The sequence below is a fragment of the Burkholderia sp. BC1 genome (assembly GCF_052683555.1).
Genome location: NZ_JBQYLP010000042.1, coordinates 11337 through 36504 on the forward strand (window position 1 = coordinate 11337; position 25168 = coordinate 36504).

At 66.4% G+C, this 25168-nt stretch carries 22 protein-coding genes; 17 read left to right on the plus strand and 5 right to left on the minus strand.

Annotation, left to right across the window (positions count from 1 at the left end):
• Positions 1–40 precede the first annotated feature (40 nt).
• On the minus strand, positions 41–1534 hold the full coding sequence (proP, locus tag ACSHSS_RS20000; RefSeq protein WP_445545444.1) for a glycine betaine/L-proline transporter ProP: 1494 nt from the start codon (positions 1532–1534) through the stop codon (positions 41–43).
• Positions 1535–2051: 517 nt separating this feature from the next.
• Between proP and ACSHSS_RS20005 the strand changes: the two genes are divergently transcribed.
• Positions 2052–2384, plus strand: a complete 333-nt coding sequence (locus tag ACSHSS_RS20005; protein ID WP_445545445.1) for a YnfA family protein — start codon at positions 2052–2054, stop codon at positions 2382–2384.
• Between the two features lie 33 nt (positions 2385–2417).
• Here the strand turns inward: ACSHSS_RS20005 and dnaQ are convergent, their stop codons facing one another.
• Genes dnaQ through ACSHSS_RS20020 form a run of 3 tightly spaced genes read right to left on the minus strand, consistent with a single transcriptional unit; the run spans position 2418 to position 4443 of the window.
• Complete coding sequence (gene dnaQ / locus ACSHSS_RS20010) at positions 2418–3152, minus strand: DNA polymerase III subunit epsilon (protein WP_445545446.1); 735 nt, start codon at positions 3150–3152, stop codon at positions 2418–2420.
• Between the two features lie 38 nt (positions 3153–3190).
• The gene (gene rnhA / locus ACSHSS_RS20015; protein ID WP_006401058.1) at positions 3191–3634 is read right to left on the minus strand and encodes a ribonuclease HI; all 444 of its coding nucleotides are present in this window, start codon (positions 3632–3634) and stop codon (positions 3191–3193) included.
• The gene (locus ACSHSS_RS20020; RefSeq protein WP_006405096.1) at positions 3631–4443 is read right to left on the minus strand and encodes a class I SAM-dependent methyltransferase; all 813 of its coding nucleotides are present in this window, start codon (positions 4441–4443) and stop codon (positions 3631–3633) included. The genes rnhA and ACSHSS_RS20020 overlap by 4 nt, the downstream gene beginning before the upstream one ends.
• 18 nt (positions 4444–4461) lie before the next feature.
• On the opposite strand from ACSHSS_RS20020, the gene gloB reads away from it, so the two are divergent.
• The 8 genes from gloB (at position 4462) to ACSHSS_RS20060 (ending at position 14923) form a co-directional block, all read left to right on the plus strand.
• A complete protein-coding gene (gene gloB, locus ACSHSS_RS20025; protein WP_059874250.1) occupies positions 4462–5268 on the plus strand; it encodes a hydroxyacylglutathione hydrolase in 807 nt (268 codons plus the stop codon).
• Between the two features lie 152 nt (positions 5269–5420).
• Positions 5421–7007 (plus strand): transglycosylase SLT domain-containing protein, encoded by a 1587-nt coding sequence (locus tag ACSHSS_RS20030; RefSeq protein ID WP_445545447.1) that lies wholly within the window; start codon positions 5421–5423, stop codon positions 7005–7007.
• 136 nt (positions 7008–7143) lie between these two features.
• On the plus strand, positions 7144–8376 hold the full coding sequence (locus tag ACSHSS_RS20035; protein ID WP_105780971.1) for an MFS transporter: 1233 nt from the start codon (positions 7144–7146) through the stop codon (positions 8374–8376).
• A gap of 343 nt (positions 8377–8719) precedes the next feature.
• Positions 8720–9865 (plus strand): glutamine-hydrolyzing carbamoyl-phosphate synthase small subunit, encoded by a 1146-nt coding sequence (carA, locus tag ACSHSS_RS20040; protein WP_006401052.1) that lies wholly within the window; start codon positions 8720–8722, stop codon positions 9863–9865.
• A 26-nt stretch (positions 9866–9891) separates the two neighbouring features.
• The gene (gene leuE / locus ACSHSS_RS20045; protein ID WP_012213689.1) at positions 9892–10551 is read left to right on the plus strand and encodes a leucine efflux protein LeuE; all 660 of its coding nucleotides are present in this window, start codon (positions 9892–9894) and stop codon (positions 10549–10551) included.
• Positions 10552–10599: 48 nt separating this feature from the next.
• Positions 10600–13854, plus strand: coding sequence for a carbamoyl-phosphate synthase large subunit (carB, locus tag ACSHSS_RS20050; RefSeq protein WP_006417385.1), 3255 nt, complete (start codon positions 10600–10602; stop codon positions 13852–13854).
• Between the two features lie 119 nt (positions 13855–13973).
• Positions 13974–14450 (plus strand): transcription elongation factor GreA, encoded by a 477-nt coding sequence (greA, locus tag ACSHSS_RS20055; protein WP_006401049.1) that lies wholly within the window; start codon positions 13974–13976, stop codon positions 14448–14450.
• Between the two features lie 14 nt (positions 14451–14464).
• Entirely contained in the window at positions 14465–14923 is a 459-nt protein-coding gene (locus ACSHSS_RS20060; protein ID WP_006401048.1) for a DUF4149 domain-containing protein, read from the plus strand.
• Positions 14924–14980: 57 nt separating this feature from the next.
• On the opposite strand, the gene ACSHSS_RS20065 is transcribed toward ACSHSS_RS20060, so the two are convergent.
• Positions 14981–15511, minus strand: coding sequence for a YhbY family RNA-binding protein (locus ACSHSS_RS20065; RefSeq protein WP_006401047.1), 531 nt, complete (start codon positions 15509–15511; stop codon positions 14981–14983).
• Between the two features lie 194 nt (positions 15512–15705).
• On the opposite strand from ACSHSS_RS20065, the gene ACSHSS_RS20070 reads away from it, so the two are divergent.
• From ACSHSS_RS20070 to pstB, 8 genes are all read left to right on the plus strand, one after another.
• Positions 15706–16368, plus strand: a complete 663-nt coding sequence (locus ACSHSS_RS20070; RefSeq protein WP_006417377.1) for an RlmE family RNA methyltransferase — start codon at positions 15706–15708, stop codon at positions 16366–16368.
• Positions 16369–16533: 165 nt separating this feature from the next.
• Positions 16534–18429, plus strand: a complete 1896-nt coding sequence (ftsH, locus tag ACSHSS_RS20075) for an ATP-dependent zinc metalloprotease FtsH (RefSeq protein WP_445545448.1) — start codon at positions 16534–16536, stop codon at positions 18427–18429.
• 76 nt (positions 18430–18505) lie between these two features.
• On the plus strand, positions 18506–19399 hold the full coding sequence (gene folP, locus ACSHSS_RS20080) for a dihydropteroate synthase (protein ID WP_445545449.1): 894 nt from the start codon (positions 18506–18508) through the stop codon (positions 19397–19399).
• Between the two features lie 29 nt (positions 19400–19428).
• Positions 19429–20784, plus strand: a complete 1356-nt coding sequence (gene glmM, locus ACSHSS_RS20085; protein ID WP_035949966.1) for a phosphoglucosamine mutase — start codon at positions 19429–19431, stop codon at positions 20782–20784.
• 499 nt (positions 20785–21283) lie between these two features.
• On the plus strand, positions 21284–22318 hold the full coding sequence (pstS, locus tag ACSHSS_RS20090) for a phosphate ABC transporter substrate-binding protein PstS (RefSeq protein WP_445545450.1): 1035 nt from the start codon (positions 21284–21286) through the stop codon (positions 22316–22318).
• Between the two features lie 94 nt (positions 22319–22412).
• The gene (gene pstC / locus ACSHSS_RS20095) at positions 22413–23399 is read left to right on the plus strand and encodes a phosphate ABC transporter permease PstC (protein WP_105854172.1); all 987 of its coding nucleotides are present in this window, start codon (positions 22413–22415) and stop codon (positions 23397–23399) included.
• Positions 23396–24289 (plus strand): phosphate ABC transporter permease PstA, encoded by an 894-nt coding sequence (gene pstA, locus ACSHSS_RS20100; RefSeq protein ID WP_006401040.1) that lies wholly within the window; start codon positions 23396–23398, stop codon positions 24287–24289. Before pstC ends, pstA begins: the two co-directional genes overlap by 4 nt.
• Positions 24290–24304: 15 nt before the next feature.
• Positions 24305–25153, plus strand: a complete 849-nt coding sequence (pstB, locus tag ACSHSS_RS20105; protein ID WP_006401039.1) for a phosphate ABC transporter ATP-binding protein PstB — start codon at positions 24305–24307, stop codon at positions 25151–25153.
• Positions 25154–25168: the final 15 nt, after the last annotated feature.

Sequence of the window (25168 nt, forward strand, 5' to 3'; positions counted from 1 at the left end):
GCTTTTCGTTGCAGCGCTTCGCGAGCGCGTGACGCGTCGCTTATGCGCGTGCCGTGGATGCGACGCGATACACGTCGGCGTCGTCGTTCTCGTCCGCGTCGCGCAGCCGGCGCACGAGCTGGTGCGCCTCGCGATGCGTCGCGACGGCGGGCGGCGAGCCCTTCAGCGGCTTGCGCGCGGTTTCGGCGAGCGCGACGACCGATACGATGCCGATCACGGCGGCGCCCATCATGTAGTAGGCGGGCATCATCAGGTTGTGCGTGACGTCGACGAGCCATGCGGTCATCAGCGGCGTCGTGCCGCCGAACAGCGACACCGACACGTTGAAGCCGATCGCCAGCGCGCCGTAGCGGATCTCGGTCGGGAACAGCGCGGGCAGCGCCGACGGCATCACGCCCGTGAAGCACGACAGCAGCACGCCGAGGATCAGCTGGCCGCCGAACACCGAGGCGGTCGTCCCCGCATGGATCAGCAGCATCGACGGAATCGCGAGCACGAGCAGCCCGACGCAGCCGGCGAGCATCACCGGCTTGCGGCCGACGTGGTCGGACAGGCGGCCGGCCGCGAGCGTCATCGGCATCATCAGCACCATCACGATCAGCACGAGCACGAGGCTGTGCGATTCGTCGAAGTGCAGCGTCGACGACATGAAGCTCGGCAGATACGACAGCACCATGTAGTCGGTCACGTTGAAGATCAGCACGAGGCCGACGCAGAGCAGCAGCGCGCGCCAGTTGCGCAGCAGCGTTTCGCGGAAACGCGCCTTCGGCACGGCCTTGTCCTGCGCTTCGCGCTCCTCGGCCTGGCGCTTGAACGCTGGCGTTTCCTCGAGCTTCATCCGGATGTAGAGACCGATCAGGCCGAGCGGACCCGCGATCAGGAACGGCACGCGCCAGCCCCACGACAGCAGTGCTTCCTGCGACAGCGACGCGGTGAGCAGCGCGACGACGCCCGCACCCATCACATAGCCGATCAGCGTACCGAATTCGAGGAAGCTGCCCATGAAGCCGCGGCGCTTGTCGGTCGAGAATTCGGCGATGAAGGTCGCCGCACCGCCGTATTCGCCGCCGGTCGAGAAGCCCTGCACGAGACGCGCGACGAGCAGCAGCACCGGTGCCATGATGCCGATCGATGCGTAGCTCGGGATCAGGCCGATCGCGAAGGTGCCGACGGCCATCATGATCATCGTCATCGCGAGCACGCGCTGACGGCCGATGCGATCGCCGAGCGGGCCGAACACCATGCCGCCGAGCGGGCGCACGAGGAACGCGGCCGCGAACGTGCCGAAGGTGGCCAGCAGCTGCGCGGACGGGCTGCTGGACGGGAAGAACACTTTGCCGAGCGTGACGGCGATATAGCTGTAGACGCCGAAGTCGAACCATTCCATCGCGTTGCCGAGCGCCATGGCGCTGACGGCCCGCTTGAGCAGGCTTTGATCGACGACGGTAATGTCGTCCGCGGCGAGCGGGGCCTCCGTGGACGACGAGGTGGAAGAAACAGCGGTCGGGCTGACGTGTGTTGCGGTCAAGGTCATGCACTCCTTTGACTGCGCCGGAACGGCGGGCCGTCCGACACGGTTTGCCGGCGAGCGCGATGTCGTGTGCTGCGCGTCGGGGCAGGCCATTAAGCGCTTAGTACGCAAGGGCTTGCTTCGACGCGGGCCCGTTGGGCCGTCGCGACAGTGCGCTCATGAAGAATGGGCCGCGTGATGCGAGCGGCAGATGCCGGTGCGGACAGTGTCCTGCGTGCCGGCGGACGCCCCGAAAGGGCGACGAAACGAGAAAAGCGGGCCTGTCGGGCGGGCTTTCCTGTGGATGCAATTCCGAGCGAAGCGCCGGCCCGCGTGACGCGGACAAGCTTCCGTCGAAATCGAATAGACAGAGATTGAATGTTGAAACAGGCGACATGATAGCACGATGACAGACGATCGTGCAAATTGCCGTGAAACGCAGGCCCGGCGGGGCGCTCCGCGCGATCGGCTCCGGTATGATCGGCGGCGCGCGGCGTGCCGCGTGGGGCCTGCGACGCGGGCCGAATTCGCGAGGAACCGGATGACGGAACTGATGAAAATCGCGGCGTTGTTCGCCGTGACGGCGGTCGCCGAAATCGTCGGCTGCTATTTGCCGTGGCTCGTGCTGAAGGCGGGGCGGCCCGTGTGGCTACTCGCGCCCGCCGCGGTGTCGCTGGCGCTGTTCGCATGGCTGCTGACGCTACATCCGAGCGCCGCGGGCCGTATCTACGCGGCGTACGGCGGGATGTACATCGCGGTCGCGCTGATCTGGCTGCGCGCCGTCGACGGTGTGGCGCTCACGCGCTGGGACGCGGCCGGCGCGGCGCTCGCGCTGGCCGGCATGGCCGTCATCGCGCTGCAGCCGCGCGGATGAGCAGGCGGCGCGCGCGCGGCGGCCGCCGCCGCGTCATGCGGCTTCGGCCGTGTCGGCTTCGTCCGCCTGGCGCCACACGCATGCACCCTTGACCGACTTGTCGAGATCGTCGAGCTGCGCTTGATGCTCGGCGAGCTCTTCGGTCGTGGCGGCGAGCACCGGCAGGTCCAGCGCCGCAAGCGACACGCGCTGGCCGTTGGCGGCGCCGGCACCGCCCGCGTCGTCGTCGAGCATGTCGATGACGAGGCTGTCCTGGCCGCGCGTCATCGCGAGATAGACCTCGGCGAGCAGCTCCGAGTCGAGCAGCGCGCCGTGCAGCGTGCGGTGCGCGTTGCTGATGCCGAAGCGGTCGCACAGCGCGTCGAGCGAGTTGCGCTTGCCGGGGAACATCTGCTTGGCCTGCACCAGCGTGTCGATGACGCCCGCGCAGTGCTCGCTGAACGGCGGCAGCCCGAGCAGCGCGAATTCGGCGTCGAGAAAGCCGAGGTCGAACGGCGCGTTGTGGATGATCAGCTCCGCGCCTTTCACGAAGTCGAGAATCTGATGCGCGATTTCCGCGAACTTCGGCTTGTCGCTGAGGAATTCGGTCGTGAGGCCGTGCACGGCCAGTGCGCCCGGATCGCTGTCGCGCTCCGGATTCACGTAGAAGTGCAGGTTGTTGCCGGTGAGCCGCCGGTTCAGCAGCTCGACGCAGCCGATTTCGATGATGCGGTCGCCCGTGCCGGCGTTCAGGCCGGTGGTTTCGGTATCGAGAATGATCTGGCGCATGTCGGATAAATCGGGAAAGGCAAAAAAGCGGCCGTCGCTCAGGCCGCGAGCGACGCGACGCCGCGATTCGCGAGCGCGTCCGCGCGTTCGTTTTCGGGATGGCCGGCATGGCCCTTGACCCAGCGCCACTCGACCTCGTGCAATGCGACGAGCGCGTCGAGCCGCTTCCACAGGTCGGCATTCTTCACCGGCGTCTTCGCGGCCGTGACCCAGCCCTTTTTCTTCCAGCCGTGGATCCACTCGCTGATGCCTTTCTGCACGTATTGCGAGTCGGTGTGCACGATCACGTGGCACGGGCGCTTCAGCGCCTCGAGCGCGGCGATCACGCCCATCAGTTCCATCCGGTTGTTCGTCGTGTTCGGCTCGCCGCCGAACAGTTCCTTCTCGCGTTCGCCGTAGCGCAGCAATGCGCCCCAGCCGCCGGGGCCGGGGTTGCCCTTGCAGGCGCCGTCGGTATAGATGTCGATGGTGTCGGTGGTCATGAATGTTCTTGATGGGTGGTCGGGGAGGCCGCCGGCGTCAGGCCCGGCGCGAGCACCGGCTTTTTCACCTTGATCGGGCCGACGAGCCGCATGCCGCGCACGCGCTTGACGGCCGTGACCATGTAGACGGCGCCGAAGATCGGCCACCAGCGATCGCCCGCGGCTTCCATGAAGCCGTAGCGGGCGAGCCATTTGTCGGTGGCGAGCGGCGGCCGGTAGCAGCCGAAGCGGCCGCGCTCGAGATCGAAGCCGAGCAGCTTGATCCAGTCCTTGAGGCGGATGAACGCGATCTGGTCGTGCGCGGCCGGCACGAACGGCCGGTTGGCCATCCGTCCGAACGATTGGCGCATGCCCCACAGGCTCAGCGAATTGAAGCCGGTGATCACGAGCTGGCCTTCCGGCATCAGCACGCGTTCCGCTTCGCGCAGCAGACGGTGCGGGTCGGACGTGAACTCGAGCGTATGCGGCATCACGATCAGGTCCACGCTTTGCGATTCGAACGGCAGGTCGACGAGATCGCACCAGGTCGTGCTGCGATCCGCGGGCGCGTGGTGCGGCGCGTGCGCGTCGTGCGCGTGCGGAAAGCGGTAGGGCGCGCTCGCGCCGCTTGCCGGATCGAGCACGAGGCCGCGATACGGCATCCGGTTCTCGCGCAGCGCGTCGAGCTGCGGGAGGCCGAGCTGCAGCGCGTGAAACCCGAACACGTCGGACACGATGCGGTCGAGCTGCGCCTGCTCCCAGCCCAGCACGTAGCGGCCGGGCGGCGAGTCGGTCCAGGCGGGCCAGTCTATAATTTCTCGGTCAGACATAACGATGGTTGCGCGCCCATGAACGAGCTGGAATACGTGCCGGTGCCGGCATTCGAAGACAACTACATCTGGCTCGTGTCGGACGGTCGCGATGCGATCGCCGTCGATCCGGGTGAAGCCGAGCCGGTGCGCCGGGTTCTTGCCGAACGAGGCTGGCGGTTGACCGCTATTCTACTCACGCACCATCACGCCGACCATGTCGGCGGTGTCGCGGCACTGCAGGATAGCCAGCCGGCCGATGTGCCACTGCCCGTATACGGCCCGGCCGACGAGGCGATCGGCGTAGTCATGCATCCGCTCGCGGGCGGCGCGCGCGTGACGCTCGACGCGCCGGCCGCGACGTTCGACGTGCTGGCCGTGCCCGGTCACACGCGCGGCCATATCGCGTACTTCCAGCCCGCCGGTCCGCACACGCCGGTGCCGCACGTGTTCTGCGGCGACACGCTGTTCTCGTGCGGCTGCGGCCGCCTGTTCGAAGGCACGCCCGCGCAGATGCTCGCGTCGCTCGACGCGCTCGCGGCGCTGCCGGGCGACACGCGCGTGCACTGCGCACACGAATACACGCTGTCGAACATCCGTTTCGCGCTCGCGTGCGAACCCGGCAACGCGGCGCTCGCCGCCTGGCGCGACGAAGCGCAGGCGCTGCGCGCGCGCGGCGTACCGACGCTGCCGACGACGATCGCGCACGAGCGCGCCGTGAACCCGTTCCTGCGTGCCGACGCCGCCGCGATCCACGCGACGCTCGAAGCCGAATTGCACGAATCGGTGCCCGATCGTTTGACGGCCTTCACGCTGATGCGCGAATGGAAGAACCGGTTCAGATGAGCGATTCGGGAGGACTCCCGAAGCTCAAGCGGAGTCTGTAAAAATTGCTCCAAACTTAGGATTTCAATGACTTTTCGGTGTTTTTATTGACGTGAAGCACGCACTTCCGTAGTATCGCCAGCAATTTCCAGCCGTCGGAAGCCGAGATTTTCATGCGATTCATATTGAGCGCGCTGATGGTCCTGCTGCTCGCCGCTTGTGCGAGCCAGGGCCCTGTCGCCAACAACGCCGCCGATGCACAGGCGACGTCCAACTACCTCCGCAAGTCAGCCACCGCCAAAGAAACCGTCGACGTCGACAAGCAATCGGTCGGCGACCTCACCAGCGCAGACAGCGACCTGTGGGCGCGTATCCGCCGCGGCTTCCAGATGCCCGACCTGCAGAGCGACCTCGTCGACATGCAGACGACCTGGTACACGCAGCGTCCCGACTACGTGCAGCGCATGACCGAGCGGTCGCAGAAGTACCTCTATCACATCGTCGAGGAGCTCGAGGCGCGTCACATGCCGACCGAGCTCGCGCTGCTGCCGTTCATCGAATCCGCGTACAACCCGCAGGCGCTGTCGGTCGCGAAGGCGGCCGGCATGTGGCAGTTCATGCCGGGCACGGGCCGCACCTACAACCTGAAGCGCAACATGTGGCAGGACGAGCGGCGCGACGTGCTCGCGTCGACGAGCGCCGCGCTCGACTATCTGTCGCGCCTGCATGACATGTTCGGCGACTGGTATCTCGCGCTCGCCGCGTACAACTGGGGCGAGGGCAACGTGCAGCGCGCGATCGCGCGCAATCAAGCGGCCGGTCTGCCGACCGACTACCAGAGCCTCAGGATGCCGAACGAGACGCGCAACTACGTGCCGAAGCTGCAGGCGGTGAAGAACATCATCGCCAATCCGCAGCAGTACGGGCTCGCGTTGCCCGACATTCCGAACCACCCGTATTTCGTGACGGTCACGACGTCGCACGACATCGACGTGGCCGTGGCCGCGAAGCTCGCGAACCTGTCGCTCGACGAATTCAAGTCGCTGAACCCGTCGTTCTCGAAGCCCGTGATTCTCGGCGCGACCGAGCCGCAGATCCTGCTGCCGTTCGACAACGCGGCCGCGTTCGAGAAGAACCTGAAGTCGTATTCGGGCCAGCTGTCGTCGTGGACGACCTACACGGTCAGCGAACGCGCGCGTCCGGCGGCGATCGCCGAAAAGATCGGCGTCGACGCCGATACGCTGATGGCCGTCAACAAGATTCCGGCCGGCATGCGGCTGAAGCCGGGCTCGACGATCGTCGTGCCGCGCGGCGACGACGATGACGAGGACATCAGCGCGGACGTCGCGGAAAACGGCGTGCTCGCGATGGAGCCCGACGTGCCCGATACGCGCAAGATGCTGATCCGCGTGCGCCGCAAGCAGTCGATGGCGACGATCGCGGGCCGCTACGGCGTGTCGGTTTCGCAGCTGAAGGCATGGAACCGGACGCGCCGCGACCTCGTGCTGCCGGGCCAGGCGCTCGTGCTGCACGTGCCGGTCGGCCGCGCGGTGCCGGCAGAGCCGGGCCCCGAGCGGATCGCGACGTCGGTCGGCGGCGGCCGCATCGAGCGCGCGAGCCTGTCGACGGGCAGCAAGTCGGCGCGCGGCAAGCATGTCGCGAAGCCGGCGGCGCGTGCGACGAAGGCGGCGCCCGCCAAGACCGAACGCGCGAAGGCCGCGCCGGCGAAAACGGCCGCGCACAAGGCGAAGAAGAAGTAAGCGACGCACTCGCGCGCGAGCCGGCTTGCGGCGCGCGACTGCGCTATCATCCGACGAAACGCCGTCACCGAGGTGACGGCGTTTTCGTTTGCGTGCGGCATCGTGCCGCGGGATGGAACGTCGATCGGGAGGAGCGATGTCGTCGGTGCAGGTCAGGGTGCTCGCGCTGTTTGCGCTCGGGTATTTCGTCTCGTACGTGTTTCGCGGCGTCAATCTTGGGTTCGCGCCGTTCGTCACGCATGAACTCGGCCTGTCGGCCGCCGATCTCGGCCTGCTCACCAGTCTCTATTTCCTCGGCTTCGCGGGCGCGCAGATTCCGGCCGGCGTGATGCTCGATCATTTCGGTCCGCGCCGCGTGACGGCCGGCATGCTGCTGTTCGCGGCGGCCGGTGCGGCCGTGTTCGGCGCCGCGCACGGGCTCGGCACGATGATGATCGGCCGGCTGCTGATCGGCGTCGGCGTCTCGGTCTGCCTCGGCGCCGCGTTCAAGGCGCTCGCGCAGCATTTCCCGGTCGGCCGGCTGCCGTTCGTCAACGGGCTCGTGATGGCGGTCGGCGGGCTCGGCGGCGTCGCCGTCGGCTCGCCGTTGACCTGGCTGCTCGGCTGGACGAGCTGGCGTACGATCTGCGTCGCGCTCGCGGTGTTGACCGTCGTCGTCGCGGCCGCGATCGGCTTCGGCGCGCCCGAGGCCGAACGACCGCGGCATCAGGGCGGCCTCGTCAGCCAGTTCAAGGGCACCTGGCACATCCTCGGCAGTCGCGCATTCTGGAAGATTTCGTCGTTTTCGATGGTCACGCAGGGCGTGTTCTACGCGATGCAGTCGCTGTGGGTCGGGCCGTATCTGCGCGATGTCGCGGGCTTCGATGCGCCGCACGCGGCGCGGCTCGTGTCGGTGCTCGGGTTCGCGATGATGGGCGGCTGCGTCGGCTTCGGCGCGGCCGCGCGCATGCTCGAGCGGCGTGGCGTGTCGGTCCATGCGTTCTGCAGCATCGGCATGCTGCTGTTCGTCGCGACGCAGGCCGCGATCGTCGCGCGCGTGCCGCTGCCGCCGGTCGTGCTCTGGGCCGCCTACGGGATGTTCGGCGGCGTCGGCATCCTGACCTATGCGGTGCTGGCCGGCCATTTCCCCGCGCAGCTGATCGGGCGCGCGAACACGACGCTCACGCTCGTGATCTTTCTGCTGATCTTCGCGTTCCAGATCGGCGTCGGCGCGGTGCTGTCGCACTGGGCGCCGGTCGACGGCCGCTATCCGGTCGCCGCGCACGTCGCCGCGTGGGGCGTGCTGCTTGCGCTGCAGGTCGCGAGCGCCGCCTGGTCGCTGTGGCCGGCGCGCGATGCTGGTCAGCGCGCCGATCCGGCGGTACGCTGACGGATACGCGCGGCGAAATCGGGGCCGTAGCCGCGCGCGCGGCGGCCGGGCCGCATTGCGGCACGATCGGACGGCCGTATCGATTGAAGATAGGGCCATTTTCAGGCTATAATTTGAAAGTTTGTGCTGATCAACCTCGCACCCTAGCGCCTACCTCACTCATCCCGTTCATCCGCCGCACGCCGCCTGTCGGGCGTTGCCGCGAAGCCTCGTGCGCGCCGCGCCGGGTTCGCGTGTCGACGACTCAGGCTGCGTCCAGCTAGCGACCCCGCGCGCACGCCGCGCGGCGTGCGCGCGGCAGGGTAGACAGGTCGGCAGCAGGGTGTTCCCCAAGGAGCCTCCCGTGTTGCCGTCTTTTTCTCCCGCCTTGCTTGCACTTGCCGACGGCACGGTCTTTCGTGGTTATTCGATCGGGGCCGAAGGCCATACGATCGGTGAAGTCGTGTTCAACACCGCGATCACCGGCTATCAGGAAATCCTGACGGATCCGAGCTACGCGCGCCAGATCGTGACGCTCACCTATCCGCATATCGGCAACGTCGGCGTGAACGCCGAAGACGTCGAAGCCACGAAAGTCCATGCCGCGGGCCTGATCATCCGCGATCTGCCCACGCTCGCCTCGAACTTCCGGATGGAGCGCACGCTCGGCGACTACCTGCGCGACGAAGGCGTCGTCGCGATCGCCGGCATCGATACCCGCAAGCTGACCCGCATCCTGCGCGACAAGGGCGCGCAGAACGGCTGCATCCTCGCGGGCTCGGACGACGCAGCGAAGGCGATCGAACTCGCGCGCTCGTTCCCGGGCCTCGCCGGCATGGATCTCGCGAAGGTCGTGTCGACGACGAACCCGTTCGAGTGGAAGCAGACGGAATGGCGTCTCGGCAGCGGCTACGGAATGCAGGAAGCGCCGAAGTACCGCGTCGTCGCCTACGACTTCGGCGTCAAGTACAACATCCTGCGCATGCTCGCGGAGCGCGGCTGCCAGGTCACCGTGCTGCCCGCGCAGGCGAGCGCGGCCGACGCGCTTGCGCTGAATCCGGACGGCATCTTCCTGTCGAACGGCCCCGGCGATCCGGAGCCGTGCGACTACGCGATCGCGGCGACCAAGGAATTCATCGAGCGCGGCGTGCCGACCTTCGGCATCTGCCTCGGCCACCAGATCATGGGCCTCGCGGTCGGCGCCAAGACGCTGAAGATGAAGACGGGCCATCACGGCGCGAACCACCCGGTGAAGGATCTCGCCGACGGCCGCGTCGTGATCACGTCGCAGAACCACGGCTTCGCGGTCGACGCCGACTCGCTGCCGGCCAACGCGCGCGCGACGCACGTGTCGCTGTTCGACGGCACGCTGCAGGGCTTCGAGCTCACCGACAAGCCGGCGTTCTGCTTCCAGGGTCACCCGGAAGCGTCGCCGGGCCCGCACGACATCGGCTACCTGTTCGACCGCTTCACCGCCCTGATGGACGCGGCGAAGCAGCGCAGCGCCTGAACGGCGCGCGCACGGAGGCTCGCATCATGTTCGGTCACGCACTCGGCATCACGGATCTCTGGACCTACGTGTTCGGCGTGATCTTCATCATCCTGCTGCCGGGGCCGAATTCGATGTACGTGCTGTCGCTCGCGGCGCAGCGCGGCGTGAAGGCCGGCTATCGCGCGGCCTGCGGCGTGTTCGTCGGCGATACGGTGCTGATGGTGCTGTCGGCCGCCGGCGTCGCGTCGCTGCTGAAGGCGAACCCGCTGCTGTTCTCCGTCGTCAAGTACGGCGGCGCCGCGTATCTGCTCTACATCGGCACCGGCATGCTGCGCGGCGCGTGGCGCAAGCTGCGCGCGAGCGCCGACGCGCCGGACGAAGCGCCGCGCGCCGTCGACGGCGACCGGCCGTTCCGCAAGGCGCTGATCGTGAGCCTCCTGAACCCGAAGGCGATCCTGTTCTTCATTTCGTTCTTCATCCAGTTCGTCGATCCGGCATTCCCGCATCCCGCGCTGTCGTTCGCGGTGCTCGGCGCGATCGCGCAATGCGCGAGCTTCCTGTACCTGAGCACGCTGATCTTCGCGGGCGCGCGGCTCGCCGAGCATTTCCGCCGCCGCCGCAGGCTCGCGGCCGGCGCGGCGAGCAGCGTGGGCGGCCTGTTCATCGGCTTCTCGGTGAAACTCGCGCTCGCCACCATGAGCTGAGCGCAGCCGGCCGACCACGACAACGATTACTTATTGAATTCACAAGCCATGCCAAAACGCACAGACATCAAAAGCATCCTCATCATCGGCGCCGGCCCGATCATCATCGGCCAGGCGTGCGAGTTCGACTACTCGGGCGCACAGGCATGCAAGGCGCTGCGTGAGGAGGGCTACAAGGTCATTCTCGTCAACAGCAACCCGGCGACGATCATGACCGACCCGAACACGGCCGACGTCACCTACATCGAGCCGATCACCTGGGAAGTCGTCGCGCGCATCATCGAGAAGGAGCGCCCGGACGCGATCCTGCCGACGATGGGCGGCCAGACCGCGCTGAACTGCGCGCTCGACCTGCATCACCACGGCGTGCTCGAGAAGTTCGGCGTCGAGCTGATCGGCGCGTCGCCCGAGGCGATCGACAAGGCCGAAGACCGCCAGAAGTTCAAGGACGCGATGACGAAGATCGGCCTCGGCTCCGCGAAGTCGGGCATCGCGCACTCGATGGAAGAGGCGAGCAAGGTGCATGCGGAGATCATGGCGGCCACCGGCGGCAGCGGCTATCCGGTCGTGATCCGTCCGTCGTTCACGCTCGGCGGCTCGGGCGGCGGCATCGCGTACAACCGCGAGGAATTCGAGGAAATCTGCAAGCGCGGCCTCGATCTCTCGCCGACGCGCGAGCTGCTGATCGAGGAATCGCTGCTCGGCTGGAAGGAATACGAGATGGAAGTCGTGCGCGACCGCGCCGACAACTGCATCATCGTCTGCTCGATCGAAAACCTCGACCCGATGGGCGTGCATACCGGCGACTCCATCACCGTCGCACCGGCGCAGACGTTGACCGACAAGGAATACCAGATCCTGCGCAACGCCTCCCTCGCGGTGCTGCGCGAGATCGGCGTCGACACGGGCGGCTCGAACGTGCAGTTCGCGATCAACCCGAAGGACGGCCGGATGGTCGTCATCGAGATGAACCCGCGCGTGTCGCGTTCGTCGGCGCTCGCCTCGAAGGCGACCGGCTTCCCGATCGCGAAGGTCGCGGCGAAGCTCGCCGTCGGCTACACGCTCGACGAGCTGAAGAACGAAATCACCGGCGGCCAGACGCCGGCCTCGTTCGAACCGACGATCGACTACGTCGTCACGAAGATCCCGCGTTTCGCGTTCGAGAAATTCCGCGAAGCCGATTCTCGCCTGACCACGCAGATGAAGTCGGTCGGCGAAGTGATGGCGATCGGCCGCACGTTCCAGGAGTCGTTCCAGAAGGCGCTGCGCGGCCTCGAGGTCGGCGTCGACGGTCTCGACGAGAAGTCGACCGACCGCGACGAAATCGCGATCGAGATCCACGAGCCGGGCCCGGATCGGATCTGGTACGTCGGCGACGCGTTCCGGATCGGCATGACGGCCGAGGAGATCTACGCGGAAACGGCGATCGACCCGTGGTTCCTCGCGCAGATCGAGCAGATCATCCTGAAGGAGAAGGCGCTCGCGGGCCGCACGCTCGCATCGCTGACGGCCGACGAACTGCGCTTCCTGAAGCAGAGCGGTTTTTCCGACCGCCGCCTCGCGAAGCTGCTCGGCGCGAAGCCCGACGACGTGCGCCGCCGTCGCGTCGAACTGAACGTGCGCCCGGTGTACAAGCGCGTCGACACCTGCGCGGCCGAATTCGCGACGAAAACCGCGTACATGTACTCGACCTACGAGGAAGAGTGCGAGGCGCAGCCGACGTCGAACAAGAAGATCATGGTGCTCGGCGGCGGTCCGAACCGGATCGGCCAGGGCATCGAGTTCGACTACTGCTGCGTGCACGCGGCGCTCGCGATGCGCGAAGACGGCTACGAGACGATCATGGTCAACTGCAACCCGGAAACGGTGTCGACCGACTATGACACGTCCGACCGCCTGTACTTCGAGCCGCTGACGCTCGAAGACGTGCTCGAGATCGTCGACAAGGAAAAGCCGGTCGGCGTGATCGTCCAGTACGGCGGCCAGACGCCGCTGAAGCTCGCGCTCGACCTCGAGGCGCACGGCGTGCCGATCATCGGCACGTCGCCGGACATGATCGACGCGGCCGAAGACCGCGAGCGCTTCCAGAAGCTGCTGCAGGACCTCGGCCTGCGCCAGCCGCCGAACCGCACCGCGCGCAACGAAGAGGAGGCGCTCGAGCTGGCCGCCGAAATCGGCTATCCGCTCGTCGTGCGTCCGTCGTACGTGCTCGGCGGCCGCGCGATGGAAATCGTCCACGAGCCGCGCGATCTCGAGCGCTACATGCGCGAGGCCGTGAAGGTGTCGAACGACTCGCCGGTGCTGCTCGACCGCTTCCTGAACGATGCGATCGAATGCGACGTCGACTGCATCTGCGACGGCGAAGCCGTGTTCATCGGCGGCGTGATGGAGCACATCGAGCAGGCGGGCGTCCACTCGGGCGACTCGGCATGCTCGCTGCCGCCGTACTCGCTGTCGAAGGAGACGGTGGCCGAGCTGAAGCGCCAGACCGCCGCGATGGCGAAGGCGTTGAACGTGGTCGGCCTGATGAACGTGCAGTTCGCGATTCAGCAGGTACCGCAGGCGGACGGCTCGAAGCAGGACATCATCTACGTGCTCGAAGTGAACCCGCGCGCCTCGCGCACGGTGCCGTACGTGTCGAAGGCGACGAGCCTGCCGCTCGCGAAGATCGCGGCGCGCGCCATGGTCGGCCAGAAGCTCGCGCAGCAGGGCGTGACGAAGGAGATCGAGCCGCCGTACTTCAGCGTGAAGGAAGCGGTGTTCCCGTTCGTGAAGTTCCCGACCGTCGACCCGGTGCTCGGGCCCGAAATGCGCTCGACCGGCGAAGTGATGGGTGTCGGCCGCACGTTCGGCGAGGCGCTGTTCAAGTCGCAGCTCGCGGCCGGCTCGCGCCTGCCGGAGTCGGGCACCGTGCTGCTGACGGTGATGGACGCCGACAAGCCGAAGGCCGTCGAAGTCGCGCGCATGCTGCACGATCTCGGCTATCCGATCGTCGCGACGAAGGGCACGGCTGCCGCGATCGAAGCGGCCGGCGTGCCGGTGAAGGTCGTCAACAAGGTGAAGGACGGCCGTCCGCACATCGTCGACATGATCAAGAACGGCGAGATCGCGCTCGTGTTCACGACCGTCGACGAGACGCGCCAGGCGATCGCCGACTCGCGTTCGATCCGGATGAGCGCGCAGGCGCACAAGGTCACGTACTACACGACGATGTCGGGCGCACGCGCGGCGGTCGAGGGGCTGCGCTACCTGAAGGATCTGGAAGTCTATGATTTACAAGGTCTTCATGGTCGCCTAAACTAAGCGGTCAGTTACCTGTCGAAGCATCACGTGCCGCGGTTAAGCGGCGTTTCCGGTCCGCCGGGAATGCGCTTAATCGCGGTGATTTTTTTTATAGCCGTTTTTTAGCGATTGAGCCGTTTATGAGCACCATTCCGTTGACAAAGCGTGGCGCAGAGCAACTGCGCGATGAATTGCAGCGCCTCAAGTCCGTCGAGCGGCCGGCCGTGATCAATGCGATCGCGGAGGCCCGCGCACAGGGCGATCTGTCCGAAAACGCCGAATACGACGCCGCCAAGGAAAAGCAGGGCTTCATCGAGGGTCGCATCGCAGAACTCGAATCGAAGCTGTCGGCCGCGCAGATCATCGATCCGACCGTTCTCGAGGCCGACGGCCGCGTGGTGTTTGCCGCGACGGTCGAACTCGAGGATCTCGAGTCCGGCGACACCGTGAAGTACCAGATCGTCGGCGACGACGAAGCGGACATCGACCACGGCCTGATCTCGGTCAGCTCGCCGATCGCGCGCGCGCTGATCGGCAAGTCGGAAGGCGACGTCGCGGCCGTGCAGGCGCCGAGCGGCGTGCGCGAATACGAAATCATCTCGGTCAGCTACATCTGACGCGGGGCGACGTGATGCCGCACCGCGTGTTCCGTCTGCTGTCGGCCGTATGGGTCGGCAGTCTGCTGACGATCGGCTATGCGGTCGCGCCCGTGCTGTTCCGCACGCTCGAGCGGATGACGGCCGGCTCGGTCGCGGCGCAACTGTTCCGGATCGAGGCGATCCTCGGCGTCGTGTGCGGCGTGCTGCTGCTCGCGCTGTCGAATCAGCAGGTGCGGCGCGGCAGCGGCGAGTACCGGCGCGTACGCTGGGTCGTCGCCGCGATGGTCGCGTGCGTGCTGATCGGCTATTTCGCGCTGCAGCCGTTCATGAACGCGCTGCGCGTGGCCGCGATGGAAGCGGGCACCGATATCGCGAACTCGCCGTACGCGAGCCGCTTCGGGATGCTGCACGGCATCTCGAGCCTGTTCTACCTCGTCGAGAGCGTGCTGGGGCTGATGCTGATCTGGCGTCTGCCGGCGCGCGACGCCTGAGCGGGCGCGGGCGAGGCGGCGCGGCCCGCGAACGTGCCGCGGCCCGCGCGACGCGCGTTACTTGTTCTGGAACGGCCGCTTCGTGCTCGTCTGGCGCTTTTTCGCGCGCTTCACGGTGCCGCCGGCCGTCACGCGCTCGTTGCCGCGCACGACGACCTTCGTCGGCTTCGGGCGGCGCACCGGGCTCGCGTTCGGCGACACCTTGACGACCTTGACGACGCGCGGCGCGCGTCCCTTTTTCGTGTCGGCCGCTTCGCCGGCGCTCGGCAGCGCGCCGGCGGCACGACGGCCGCGCGACGGTGCGGCGGCGGGCGCTTCCGGTTTCCAGATCACGAGCAGCTTGCCGATGTGCTGGATCGGCGCGGCGTTGAGCCGGTCGCAGATTTCGTCGTAGATCGCGACGCGCTCGTCGCGCTCGTCGCCGAACACGCGGATCTTGATCAACTGGTGCGCGTCGAGGTGCACCTTGATTTCCTTCAGCACGGCGTCGGTCAGCCCTTCGGCGCCGATCAGCACGACGGGCTTGAGCGCATGGGCCTGGGAGCGCAGCGCGGAGCGCTCGGCGGGGGAAAGCGAAAGGGCGGGCATGGAATTATCGAAATCAAATTAGGGGCGCGCTGCACGAAAAGCGATCGCTGCGCAGCGACTGCGTCAGCGGCGCGCCGAAACCACGTAAAATCGCGGCTTGGGCCTCAAAAGGGGCCGTAGCCGCGCGAAGAAGACGCGTATTATCCGCCAAAAGCGCGGCTTCACGAAGCATACGGCAGCAATCTCTCTTTCGAATGGCAAAAAACCGCTTCAACCAGCACTGGCTGCACGACCACATCAACGACCCGTACGTCAAAATGGCGCAGCGGGAGGGCTATCGCGCGCGCGCGGCATACAAACTCAAGGAAATCGACGAGCAGGACAAGCTGATCCGGCCCGGCCAGGTGATCGTCGATCTCGGCGCGGCGCCCGGCAGCTGGAGCCAGTATGCGCGCAACAAGCTCGCGCAGGGCAAGAAGCGCGACACCGTGCGCGAGGGCGGCATCGACGGCACGATCGTTGCGCTCGACATGCTGCCCATGGAGCCGATCGCCGACGTGCACTTCATCCAGGGCGACTTTCGCGAGGACGAGGTGCTGCATCAGCTCGAGGCCGTGCTCGAAGGCCGCACGGTCGACCTTGTTATTTCCGACATGGCCCCCAACCTGTCGGGAGTGGCGTCGGCGGATGCGGCGCGCATCGAGCACGTGTGCGATCTGGCGCTCGAATTTGCGCAGAATCACCTGAAGCCGGACGGCGCGTTGCTCGTCAAGTGTTTCCACGGCAGCGGCTACAGCCAGATCGTCGAAAAGTTCAAACAGCAGTTTAAGGTGGTCGCACCACGCAAGCCCAAGGCGTCCCGCGACAAATCGTCCGAAACGTTCATTTTGGGCCGGCATCTGAAGCATCCGCGGTAACGCGGGCAGGATGCCGCAAACGGGCCGCGGCCCTTGCCGGACAAGCGAATCGCTATCGCGGCGGTTGTCAATGCTTATGGCAGGGGTGGTCGGACTGGATTAGAATGACCGAGGAGCGCCGCAAGGAAAATGTAGGCGCTCGTCTACGAGTGAAGGAGTGGTGCTTTGAACAACAATATGTTTTCGAAGGCAGCAGTGTGGCTGGTGATTGCACTGGTGCTGTTTACGGTGTTCAAGCAGTTCGACAAGCCCCGCGTCCAGGAAGGTGTGTCCTATTCGCAGTTCATGGATGACGCCAAGAAGGGCAAGGTCAAGAATGTCGTCGTGCAGGGGCGCAACCTCACCGTCACTCCGGCCGATGGCCAGAAATACCAGATCGTGTCGCCGGGCGACATCTGGATGGTCGGCGATCTGATGAAGTACGGCGTGCAGGTCAGCGGCAAGGCCGACGACGAGCCGAACGCGCTGATGTCCGCGCTGTACTATCTCGGGCCGACGATCCTGATCATCGTGTTCTGGTTCTACATGATGAGGCAGATGCAGGGCGGCGGCAAAGGCGGCGCATTTTCGTTCGGCAAGTCGCGTGCGCGGCTGATCGACGAGAACAACAACGCGGTCAACTTCTCCGACGTCGCGGGCTGCGACGAAGCGAAGGAAGAAGTGTCCGAGCTCGTCGACTTCCTGCGCGATCCGCAGAAATTCCAGAAGCTCGGCGGCCGCATTCCGCGCGGCGTGCTGCTCGTCGGCCCGCCGGGTACCGGCAAGACGCTGCTCGCCCGCGCGATCGCGGGTGAAGCGAAGGTGCCGTTCTTCAGCATCTCGGGTTCGGACTTCGTCGAAATGTTCGTCGGCGTCGGCGCGGCCCGCGTGCGCGACATGTTCGAGCAGGCGAAGAAGCATGCGCCGTGTATCGTGTTCATCGACGAAATCGACGCGGTCGGCCGTCATCGCGGCGCCGGCATGGGCGGCGGCAACGACGAGCGCGAGCAGACGCTGAACCAGATGCTCGTCGAGATGGACGGCTTCGAAGCGAATTCGGGCGTGATCGTGATCGCCGCGACGAACCGTTCGGACGTGCTCGACAAGGCGCTGCTGCGTCCGGGCCGTTTCGACCGTCAGGTCTATGTCGGTTTGCCGGACATCCGCGGTCGCGAGCAGATCATGCGCGTGCACCTGCGCAAGGTGCCGATCGCGAACGACGTCGATGCCGCCGTCATCGCGCGCGGCACGCCGGGCTTCTCGGGTGCCGATCTCGCGAACCTCGTGAACGAGGCGGCGCTGTTCGCCGCGCGTCGCGGCAAGCGCATCGTCGAGATGCAGGACTTCGAGGACGCGAAGGACAAGATCTTCATGGGTCCGGAGCGCAAGTCGGCCGTGATCCGCGAGGAAGCGAAGCGCGCGACCGCCTATCACGAGTCGGGTCACGCGGTGATCGCGAAGCTGTTGCCGAAGGCCGACCCGGTGCACAAGGTCACGATCATTCCGCGCGGGCGTGCGCTCGGTGTGACGTGGCAGCTGCCGGAGCACGACAACGAGACGTATTCGAAGGACTATCTGCTCGACCGCCTCGCGATCCTGTTCGGCGGCCGCGTGGCCGAGGAGCTGTTCCTGAACCTGATCAGCACCGGCGCGTCGGACGACTTCAACAAGGCGACGCAGACGGCACGTGCGATGGTCGCCCGCTTCGGGATGACGGACGCGCTCGGGCCGATGGTCTACGTCGACGACGAGAACGACGGCGGTCCGTTCGGCCGCGGCTTCACGCGCACGATCTCGGAAGCGACGCAGCAGAAGGTCGACGCGGAAATCCGCCGCGTGCTCGACGAGCAGTACAACCTCGCGCGTCGTCTGCTCGAAGAGAACCGCGACAAGGTCGAAGCGATGACGGCCGCGCTGATGGAGTGGGAAACGATCGACGCCGATCAGATCAACGACATCATGGAAGGGCGTCCGCCGCGCTCGCCGAAGAGCACGCCGGCCGTCGGCGGCGATTCGCCGGGCGGCGGCGCCGCTGCCGAGGTGAAGCCGGGCAACGCACCGGCACCTGCCTCGCCGGTATAAACTTCGTCCTAGCACCGTTCACGGGCTGGTGTGGTTCCACACCGGCCCGTTTTGTATTCTCCCCCTCAGCCGCTCCGTGTCCGATTCCACCGCTTCCCCGCCCATTCCCGCGCCGCTGCGCTGCGGCCGCTTCACGCTGACCTTCGAACGCCCGCTCGTGATGGGCATCCTGAACGCGACGCCCGATTCGTTTTCCGACGGCGGCCGTTTTCTCGCCTACGACGACGCAGTGCGACAAGCCGAACGGATGATTGCCGACGGCGCCGACATACTCGATATCGGCGGCGAATCGACGCGTCCCGGTGCGCCGCCCGTGCCGCTCGATGAAGAGCTCGCACGCGTGATCCCGCTCGTCGAAGCGCTGCGGCCGCTCAACGTGCCGTTGTCGATCGACACGTACAAGCCTGCGGTCATGCGCGCGGCGCTCGCGGCCGGTGCGGACTTGATCAACGACATCTGGGGTTTCCGTCAGCCGGGCGCGATCGACGCCGTGCGCGACGGCGACAGCGGACTCTGTGCGATGCACATGCTCGGCGAGCCGCAGACGATGCAGGTCGGCGAGCCCGATTACGGCGACGTCGTCGCGGACGTGCGCGATTTTCTCGCGGCACGCGTGCAGGCGCTGCGCGACGCCGGCGTCGCGCCGGAACGGATTTGCGTCGATCCCGGTTTCGGGTTCGGCAAGGCAGTCGTCGACGACAACTATGCGCTGCTGGCCGCGCTGCCCGACACGGCGCCGCTGCGGCCCGACGGACGCGCGTATCCGGTGCTCGCCGGGATGTCGCGCAAGTCGATGCTCGGCGCGGTGATCGGCGGCAAGCCGCCGATGGAGCGGATCGCGGCGAGTGTCGCCGCCGCGTTGTGCGCGGTCGAGCGCGGCGCCGCGATCGTGCGCGTGCACGACGTCGCGGCGACGGTGGACGCGCTGAAAGTATGGTGTGCCGTGCGCGAAGCCGCGCGGCAACGATAAGTCAGAAAACCGAAGGAGGAAGATTCGTCATGGGACGTCGATATTTCGGCACGGATGGCATTCGCGGCACGGTCGGCGATGCGCCGATCACGCCCGATTTCGTGTTGCGCCTCGGCTATGCGGCCGGCAAGGTGCTCGCGGGTACGGCGGACGTCGCGCCCGGTGCGCGGCCGACGGTGCTGATCGGCAAGGACACGCGCGTGTCGGGCTACATGCTCGAGGCCGCGCTCGAGGCCGGTTTCTCGGCGGCGGGCGTCGACGTGATGCTGGCCGGCCCGATGCCGACGCCGGGCGTCGCGTATCTGACGCGCGCGCTGCGGCTGTCGGCGGGCGTCGTGATCAGCGCGTCGCACAATCCGTATCCGGACAACGGGATCAAGTTCTTCTCGGCGGACGGCAACAAGCTGCCGGACGACACCGAAGCCGCGATCGAGGCGTGGCTCGACAAGCCGCTCGAGTGCGCGCCGTCGGACGGCCTCGGCAAGGCACGCCGCCTCGACGACGCGGCCGGTCGCTACATCGAGTTCTGCAAGAGCACGTTCCCGGCCGCGTTCGACCTGCGCGGGCTGAAGCTCGTCGTCGACTGCGCGCACGGCGCCGCGTATCAGGTCGCGCCGCACGTGTTCCACGAGCTCGGCGCGGACGTGATTCCGATCGGCGTCGCGCCGAACGGCTTCAACATCAACGACGGTGTCGGCGCGACTGCGCCCGACGCGCTGATGCGCGCCGTGCGCGCGAATCGCGCGGACCTCGGGATCGCGCTCGACGGCGACGCGGACCGCCTGCAGATCGTCGACGCGTCGGGCCGCCTCTACAACGGCGACGAACTGCTCTACGTGCTCGTGCAGGACCGGATCGCGACCGACGGCAAGGTCGAAGGCGCGGTCGGCACGCTGATGACGAACCTCGCGGTCGAAGTCGCGCTGCAGCGTGCGGGCGTCCAATTCGTGCGCGCGGCGGTCGGCGACCGCTACGTGCTCGAAAAACTGCGCGAACACGGCTGGCAGCTCGGCGCGGAAGGCTCGGGCCACATCCTGTCGCTCGATCGCCATTCGACGGGCGACGGCATCGTGTCGGCGCTGCTCGTGCTCGCGGCGCTCAAGCGCAGCGGCAAGACGCTCGCGCAGATGCTCGACGGCGTGACGCTGTTCCCGCAGAAGCTGATCAACGTAAGGATGAAGCCGGGCGCCGACTGGAAGGGCAGTGCGTCGATCCGCGCGGCGATCGAGACGGCCGAAGCGGCGCTCGCCGGCAGCGGCCGCGTGCTGATCCGCGCGTCGGGGACCGAACCGGTGCTGCGCGTGATGGTCGAGGCGCAACAGGCGGCCGACGCGACGCGCCACGCGGAAGCGATCGCCGAAGCGGTACGCGCGGCGACGGCGTGACGTCGAAGCGGTCGGTGGGCGCCGGGTAGCGGCGCGCCGGCCGCATGATCAAAAGGAGCGCGGCGCCTGTAGGGGCGCCGCGCTTTTATCTGCATGCAAGTACGCGCGCCGACGATCGCGAATATCTACTGCCGTCATCGTCGGTCGAGGCATTGCAGCGGGCCTCCATGCCGAGCAGTTTGTAGATCGTGCGCTTTCGCGCTTTCGACCCCATTCCCACCCACGCGCTAGTCCAACCAAACGGCACACACCGTTCTTCGTCGCCCTGCATCCAACCGCGCTGCAGCGCCGAATCCTCCATCCTCGCCGCATGCGCGAGCGGTAACTTATACCGCCATCCGACCCCCGCGATCGCCGCGCCGGTAACAACGCCGCGCGCTACTCGCTTTCAACCAGTCATGTTACTGTCACGCCAGTTTCATCGATTGTCACATTATCGTCATGAGCAGCCCCTAACCTTCGCGGTGCCGTAGTCATCCGCTCACACACTGGAGGTCTCATGAAATTGATGCAAACCGCGATTGCCGGCCTGGCTGGCGCGCTTTTCGCCGTTGCCGCCCACGCAGCCGACATCACGGGGGCAGGCAGCACGTTCGCGATGCCGATCTACACGAAATGGGCTGCCGATTATCAGCAGTCCGGCGGCGCGAAGGTCAACTACCAGGGTATCGGTTCGTCGGGCGGCCTGAAGCAGATCGTCGCGAAGACGGTCGATTTCGCCGGTTCGGACGCACCGCTGAAGGATGACGAACTCGCGAAGGAAGGCCTGTTCCAGTTCCCGACGGTCGTCGGCGGCGTGGTGCCGGTCGTCAACGTGCCGGGCGTGAAGGCCGGCGAACTGACGCTGTCGGGCCCGGTGCTCGGCGACATCTATCTCGGCAAGATCAAGAAGTGGAACGATCCGGCGATCGCCGCGCTGAACCCGAAGGTCAAGCTGCCGGATACGGACATCGCGGTCGTCCGCCGCGCGGACGGCTCGGGCACGAGCTTCATCTGGACGAACTACCTGTCGAAGGTCAACGGCGAGTGGAAGTCGAAGATCGGTGAAGGCACGACGGTCAACTGGCCGACGGGTACGGGCGGCAAGGGCAACGACGGCGTCGCCGCGTTCGTGCAGCGCCTGCCGGGCGCGATCGGCTATGTCGAATGGGCGTACGCGAAGAAGAACAACATGACGTACACGGCGCTGAAGAACTCGTCGGGTGCGGTGGTCGAGCCGAAGACCGAAACGTTCAAGGCCGCGGCCGCGAGCGCGAACTGGTCGAAGTCGTTCTACCAGATCCTGACGGACGAGCCGGGCAAGGACGCATGGCCGGTCGTCGGCGCGACGTTCGTGCTGCTGCACGCAAAGCAGGACAAGCCGGAGCAGGGCGCCGAAACGCTGAAGTTCTTCAGCTGGGCGTTCAAGAACGGCGAGAAGGCGGCGGACAGCCTCGACTACATCTCGCTGCCGGCGGCGGTCGAAGCGGAAATCCGCAAGCAATGGAAGGTGAAGGTGACCGACGCATCGGGCAAGCCGATCGCCGCGGAGTAAGCGTTGCAGCGGTTCGCTGCCCGGCCGCGCCGGCCGGGCAGTGTGTGCAGTAAGGCCGGGCGTTACGGCGTCCGGCGTTCAAAAGCAGGCACCCATGTCTGATATTTCCTATCCGTCTTCACGGTCCGCCGGCGGCGAAGCGCAACGTGCGCCCGGCCGTGTCGGCGATATCGTGTTCGGCGGCCTCGCGCGGCTCGCCGCGATCGTGACCCTGCTGCTGCTCGGCGGGATCATCGTTTCACTGATCATTGCGTCGATGCCGACGATCGAAAAGTTCGGCATCGGCTTTCTGTGGCACGCCGAGTGGGATCCGAACTCGGACGTCTACGGTGCGCTCGTGCCGATCTACGGCACGGTCGTCACCTCGCTGATCGCGCTCGTGATCGCGGTGCCCGTCAGCTTCGGCATCGCGCTGTTCCTGACCGAGCTGTCGCCCGTGTGGCTGCGCCGTCCGCTCGGCATCGCGATCGAGCTGCTCGCCGCGATTCCGTCGATCGTGTACGGCATGTGGGGGCTGCTGATCTTCGCGCCGATCTTCGCGCAGTACTTTCAGAAGCCGATCGGCCGCCTGTTCGAGAACGTCTGGATTCTCGGCCCGCTGACCTCGGGCCCGCCGATCGGGATCGGCATTCTCGCGGCGGGCGTGATCCTGGCGATCATGATCATCCCGTACATCGCGTCGGTGATGCGCGACGTGTTCGAAGTGACGCCCGTGCTGCTGAAGGAGTCGGCGTACGGCATCGGCTGCACGACCTGGGAAGTGATGTGGAAGGTCGTGCTGCCGTATACGAAGACGGGCGTGATCGGCGGCGTGATGCTCGGCCTCGGCCGCGCGCTCGGCGAGACGATGGCCGTCACGTTCGTGATCGGCAACACGAACCTGCTCGACAGCGCGTCGCTGTTCGCGCCCGGCAACAGCATCACGTCGGCGCTCGCGAACGAATTCGCGGAAGCGCAGCCGGGCCTGCATACGTCCGCGCTGATGGAACTGGGCCTGATCCTGTTCGTGATCACGTTTATCGTGCTGGCCATCTCGAAGCTGATGCTGCTGCGTCTCGAGAAGGGAGAAGGCAAGAAATGAGCGAGCGCATGATGAATTTTCCGGGACCGGACGGCGCCGCGCTCGAGGCGATGCGCACGCGGCTGCAGCGCAAGCGCAAGCTGACCAACGCGGTCGCGCTGACGGCGTCGCTCGGCGCGATGGCATTCGGCCTGCTGTGGCTCGTGTGGATTCTGTACACGACGCTGCATCTCGGCATCGGCGGCCTGTCGCTGCAGCTGTTCACCGAATCGACGCCGCCGCCGAACACCGAAGGCGGCGGTCTCGCGAACGCGATCGTCGGCAGCCTGCTGCTCTGCGGCTTCGGTACGCTGATCGGCACGCCGATCGGCATCCTCGCGGGCGTCTACCTCGCCGAATACGGGCAGAAGAATCTGCTCGCGAGCACGATCCGCTTCATCAACGACATCCTGCTGTCGGCGCCGTCGATCGTCGTCGGGCTGTTCGTGTATGCGCTCGTCGTCGCGAAGTCGGGACGCTTCTCCGGCTGGGCCGGCGTGATCGCACTCGCGCTGCTGCAGATTCCGATCGTGATCCGCACGACCGAGAACATGCTGAAGCTCGTGCCGAACGCGCTGCGCGAAGCGGCCGTCGCGCTCGGCACGCCGAAGTGGCGCATGGTGTTGAAGATCACGCTGCGCGCATCGCTCGGCGGGATCGTGACGGGCGTGCTGCTCGCGGTCGCGCGGATCGCCGGCGAAACGGCGCCGCTGCTGTTCACCGCGCTGTCGAACCAGTTCTTCTCGTTCGACATGAGCCAGCCGATGGCGAACCTGCCGGTCACGATCTTCAAGTTCGCGATGAGCCCGTTCGCCGAGTGGCAGTCGCTCGCATGGGCAGGCGTGTTCCTGATTACGCTCGGGGTGCTCGGACTCAATATCCTGGCGCGCTCGGTCTTCTCGAAAAAGTAACGGCGGAGCAATCCGATGAATATGGCAGAAAGCCACCTGAATCCCGTCGAGCGCACGGCTGCGCCCGCCGGCACGCGCGACGCGGCCAACGGCCGCCCGCTCGCGCCGCTGAATGCGAAGATCGAGGTCAACAACCTCAACTTCTTCTACAACAAGTTCCATGCGCTGAAGAACATCAACCTGCGCATTCCGGAAGGGAAGGTGACGGCGTTCATCGGCCCGTCGGGCTGCGGCAAGTCGACGCTGCTGCGCACGTTCAACAAGATGTACGCGCTCTATCCGGAGCAGCGCGCCGAAGGCGAAATCCTGATGGACGGCGAGAACCTGCTGACGTCGAAGCGCGACATCTCGCTGCTGCGCGCCCGGATCGGCATGGTGTTCCAGAAGCCGACGCCGTTTCCGATGTCGATCTACGACAACATCGCGTTCGGCGTGAAGATGTTCGAAAAACTCACGCGCTCGGAGATGGACGACCGCGTCGAGTGGGCGCTGACGAAGGCCGCGCTCTGGAACGAGGTGAAGGACAAGCTGAACCAGAGCGGCTACGGGCTGTCGGGCGGCCAGCAGCAGCGGCTTTGCATCGCGCGCGGCATCGCGATCCGTCCGGAAGTGCTGCTGCTCGACGAGCCGTGTTCGGCGCTCGATCCGATCTCGACGGGCCGTATCGAGGAGTTGATCGCCGAGCTCAAGAGCGACTACACGGTCGTGATCGTCACGCACAACATGCAGCAAGCCGCACGCTGCTCGGACTTCACGGCCTACATGTACCTGGGCGAGCTGATCGAATTCGGCGAAACCGAAAAGATCTTCATCAAGCCGGTACGCAAGGAAACCGAAGACTACATCACCGGCCGTTTCGGCTGATGACGGGGAACAACA

Excerpts from the sequence above, each read along its gene's own strand:
- proP (WP_445545444.1), bottom strand. The coding sequence starts at position 1,534 with ATGACCTTGACCGCAACACACGTCAGCCCGACCGCTGTTTCTTCCACC.
- ACSHSS_RS20005 (WP_445545445.1), top strand. The coding sequence starts at position 2,052 with ATGACGGAACTGATGAAAATCGCGGCGTTGTTCGCCGTGACGGCGGTC.
- dnaQ (WP_445545446.1), bottom strand. The coding sequence starts at position 3,152 with ATGCGCCAGATCATTCTCGATACCGAAACCACCGGCCTGAACGCCGGC.
- rnhA (WP_006401058.1), bottom strand. The coding sequence starts at position 3,634 with ATGACCACCGACACCATCGACATCTATACCGACGGCGCCTGCAAGGGC.
- ACSHSS_RS20020 (WP_006405096.1), bottom strand. The coding sequence starts at position 4,443 with ATGTCTGACCGAGAAATTATAGACTGGCCCGCCTGGACCGACTCGCCG.
- gloB (WP_059874250.1), top strand. The coding sequence starts at position 4,462 with ATGAACGAGCTGGAATACGTGCCGGTGCCGGCATTCGAAGACAACTAC.
- ACSHSS_RS20030 (WP_445545447.1), top strand. The coding sequence starts at position 5,421 with ATGCGATTCATATTGAGCGCGCTGATGGTCCTGCTGCTCGCCGCTTGT.
- ACSHSS_RS20035 (WP_105780971.1), top strand. The coding sequence starts at position 7,144 with ATGTCGTCGGTGCAGGTCAGGGTGCTCGCGCTGTTTGCGCTCGGGTAT.
- leuE (WP_012213689.1), top strand. The coding sequence starts at position 9,892 with ATGTTCGGTCACGCACTCGGCATCACGGATCTCTGGACCTACGTGTTC.
- carB (WP_006417385.1), top strand. The coding sequence starts at position 10,600 with ATGCCAAAACGCACAGACATCAAAAGCATCCTCATCATCGGCGCCGGC.
- greA (WP_006401049.1), top strand. The coding sequence starts at position 13,974 with ATGAGCACCATTCCGTTGACAAAGCGTGGCGCAGAGCAACTGCGCGAT.
- ACSHSS_RS20060 (WP_006401048.1), top strand. The coding sequence starts at position 14,465 with ATGCCGCACCGCGTGTTCCGTCTGCTGTCGGCCGTATGGGTCGGCAGT.
- ACSHSS_RS20065 (WP_006401047.1), bottom strand. The coding sequence starts at position 15,511 with ATGCCCGCCCTTTCGCTTTCCCCCGCCGAGCGCTCCGCGCTGCGCTCC.
- ACSHSS_RS20070 (WP_006417377.1), top strand. The coding sequence starts at position 15,706 with ATGGCAAAAAACCGCTTCAACCAGCACTGGCTGCACGACCACATCAAC.
- glmM (WP_035949966.1), top strand. The coding sequence starts at position 19,429 with ATGGGACGTCGATATTTCGGCACGGATGGCATTCGCGGCACGGTCGGC.
- pstS (WP_445545450.1), top strand. The coding sequence starts at position 21,284 with ATGAAATTGATGCAAACCGCGATTGCCGGCCTGGCTGGCGCGCTTTTC.
- pstC (WP_105854172.1), top strand. The coding sequence starts at position 22,413 with ATGTCTGATATTTCCTATCCGTCTTCACGGTCCGCCGGCGGCGAAGCG.
- pstA (WP_006401040.1), top strand. The coding sequence starts at position 23,396 with ATGAGCGAGCGCATGATGAATTTTCCGGGACCGGACGGCGCCGCGCTC.
- pstB (WP_006401039.1), top strand. The coding sequence starts at position 24,305 with ATGAATATGGCAGAAAGCCACCTGAATCCCGTCGAGCGCACGGCTGCG.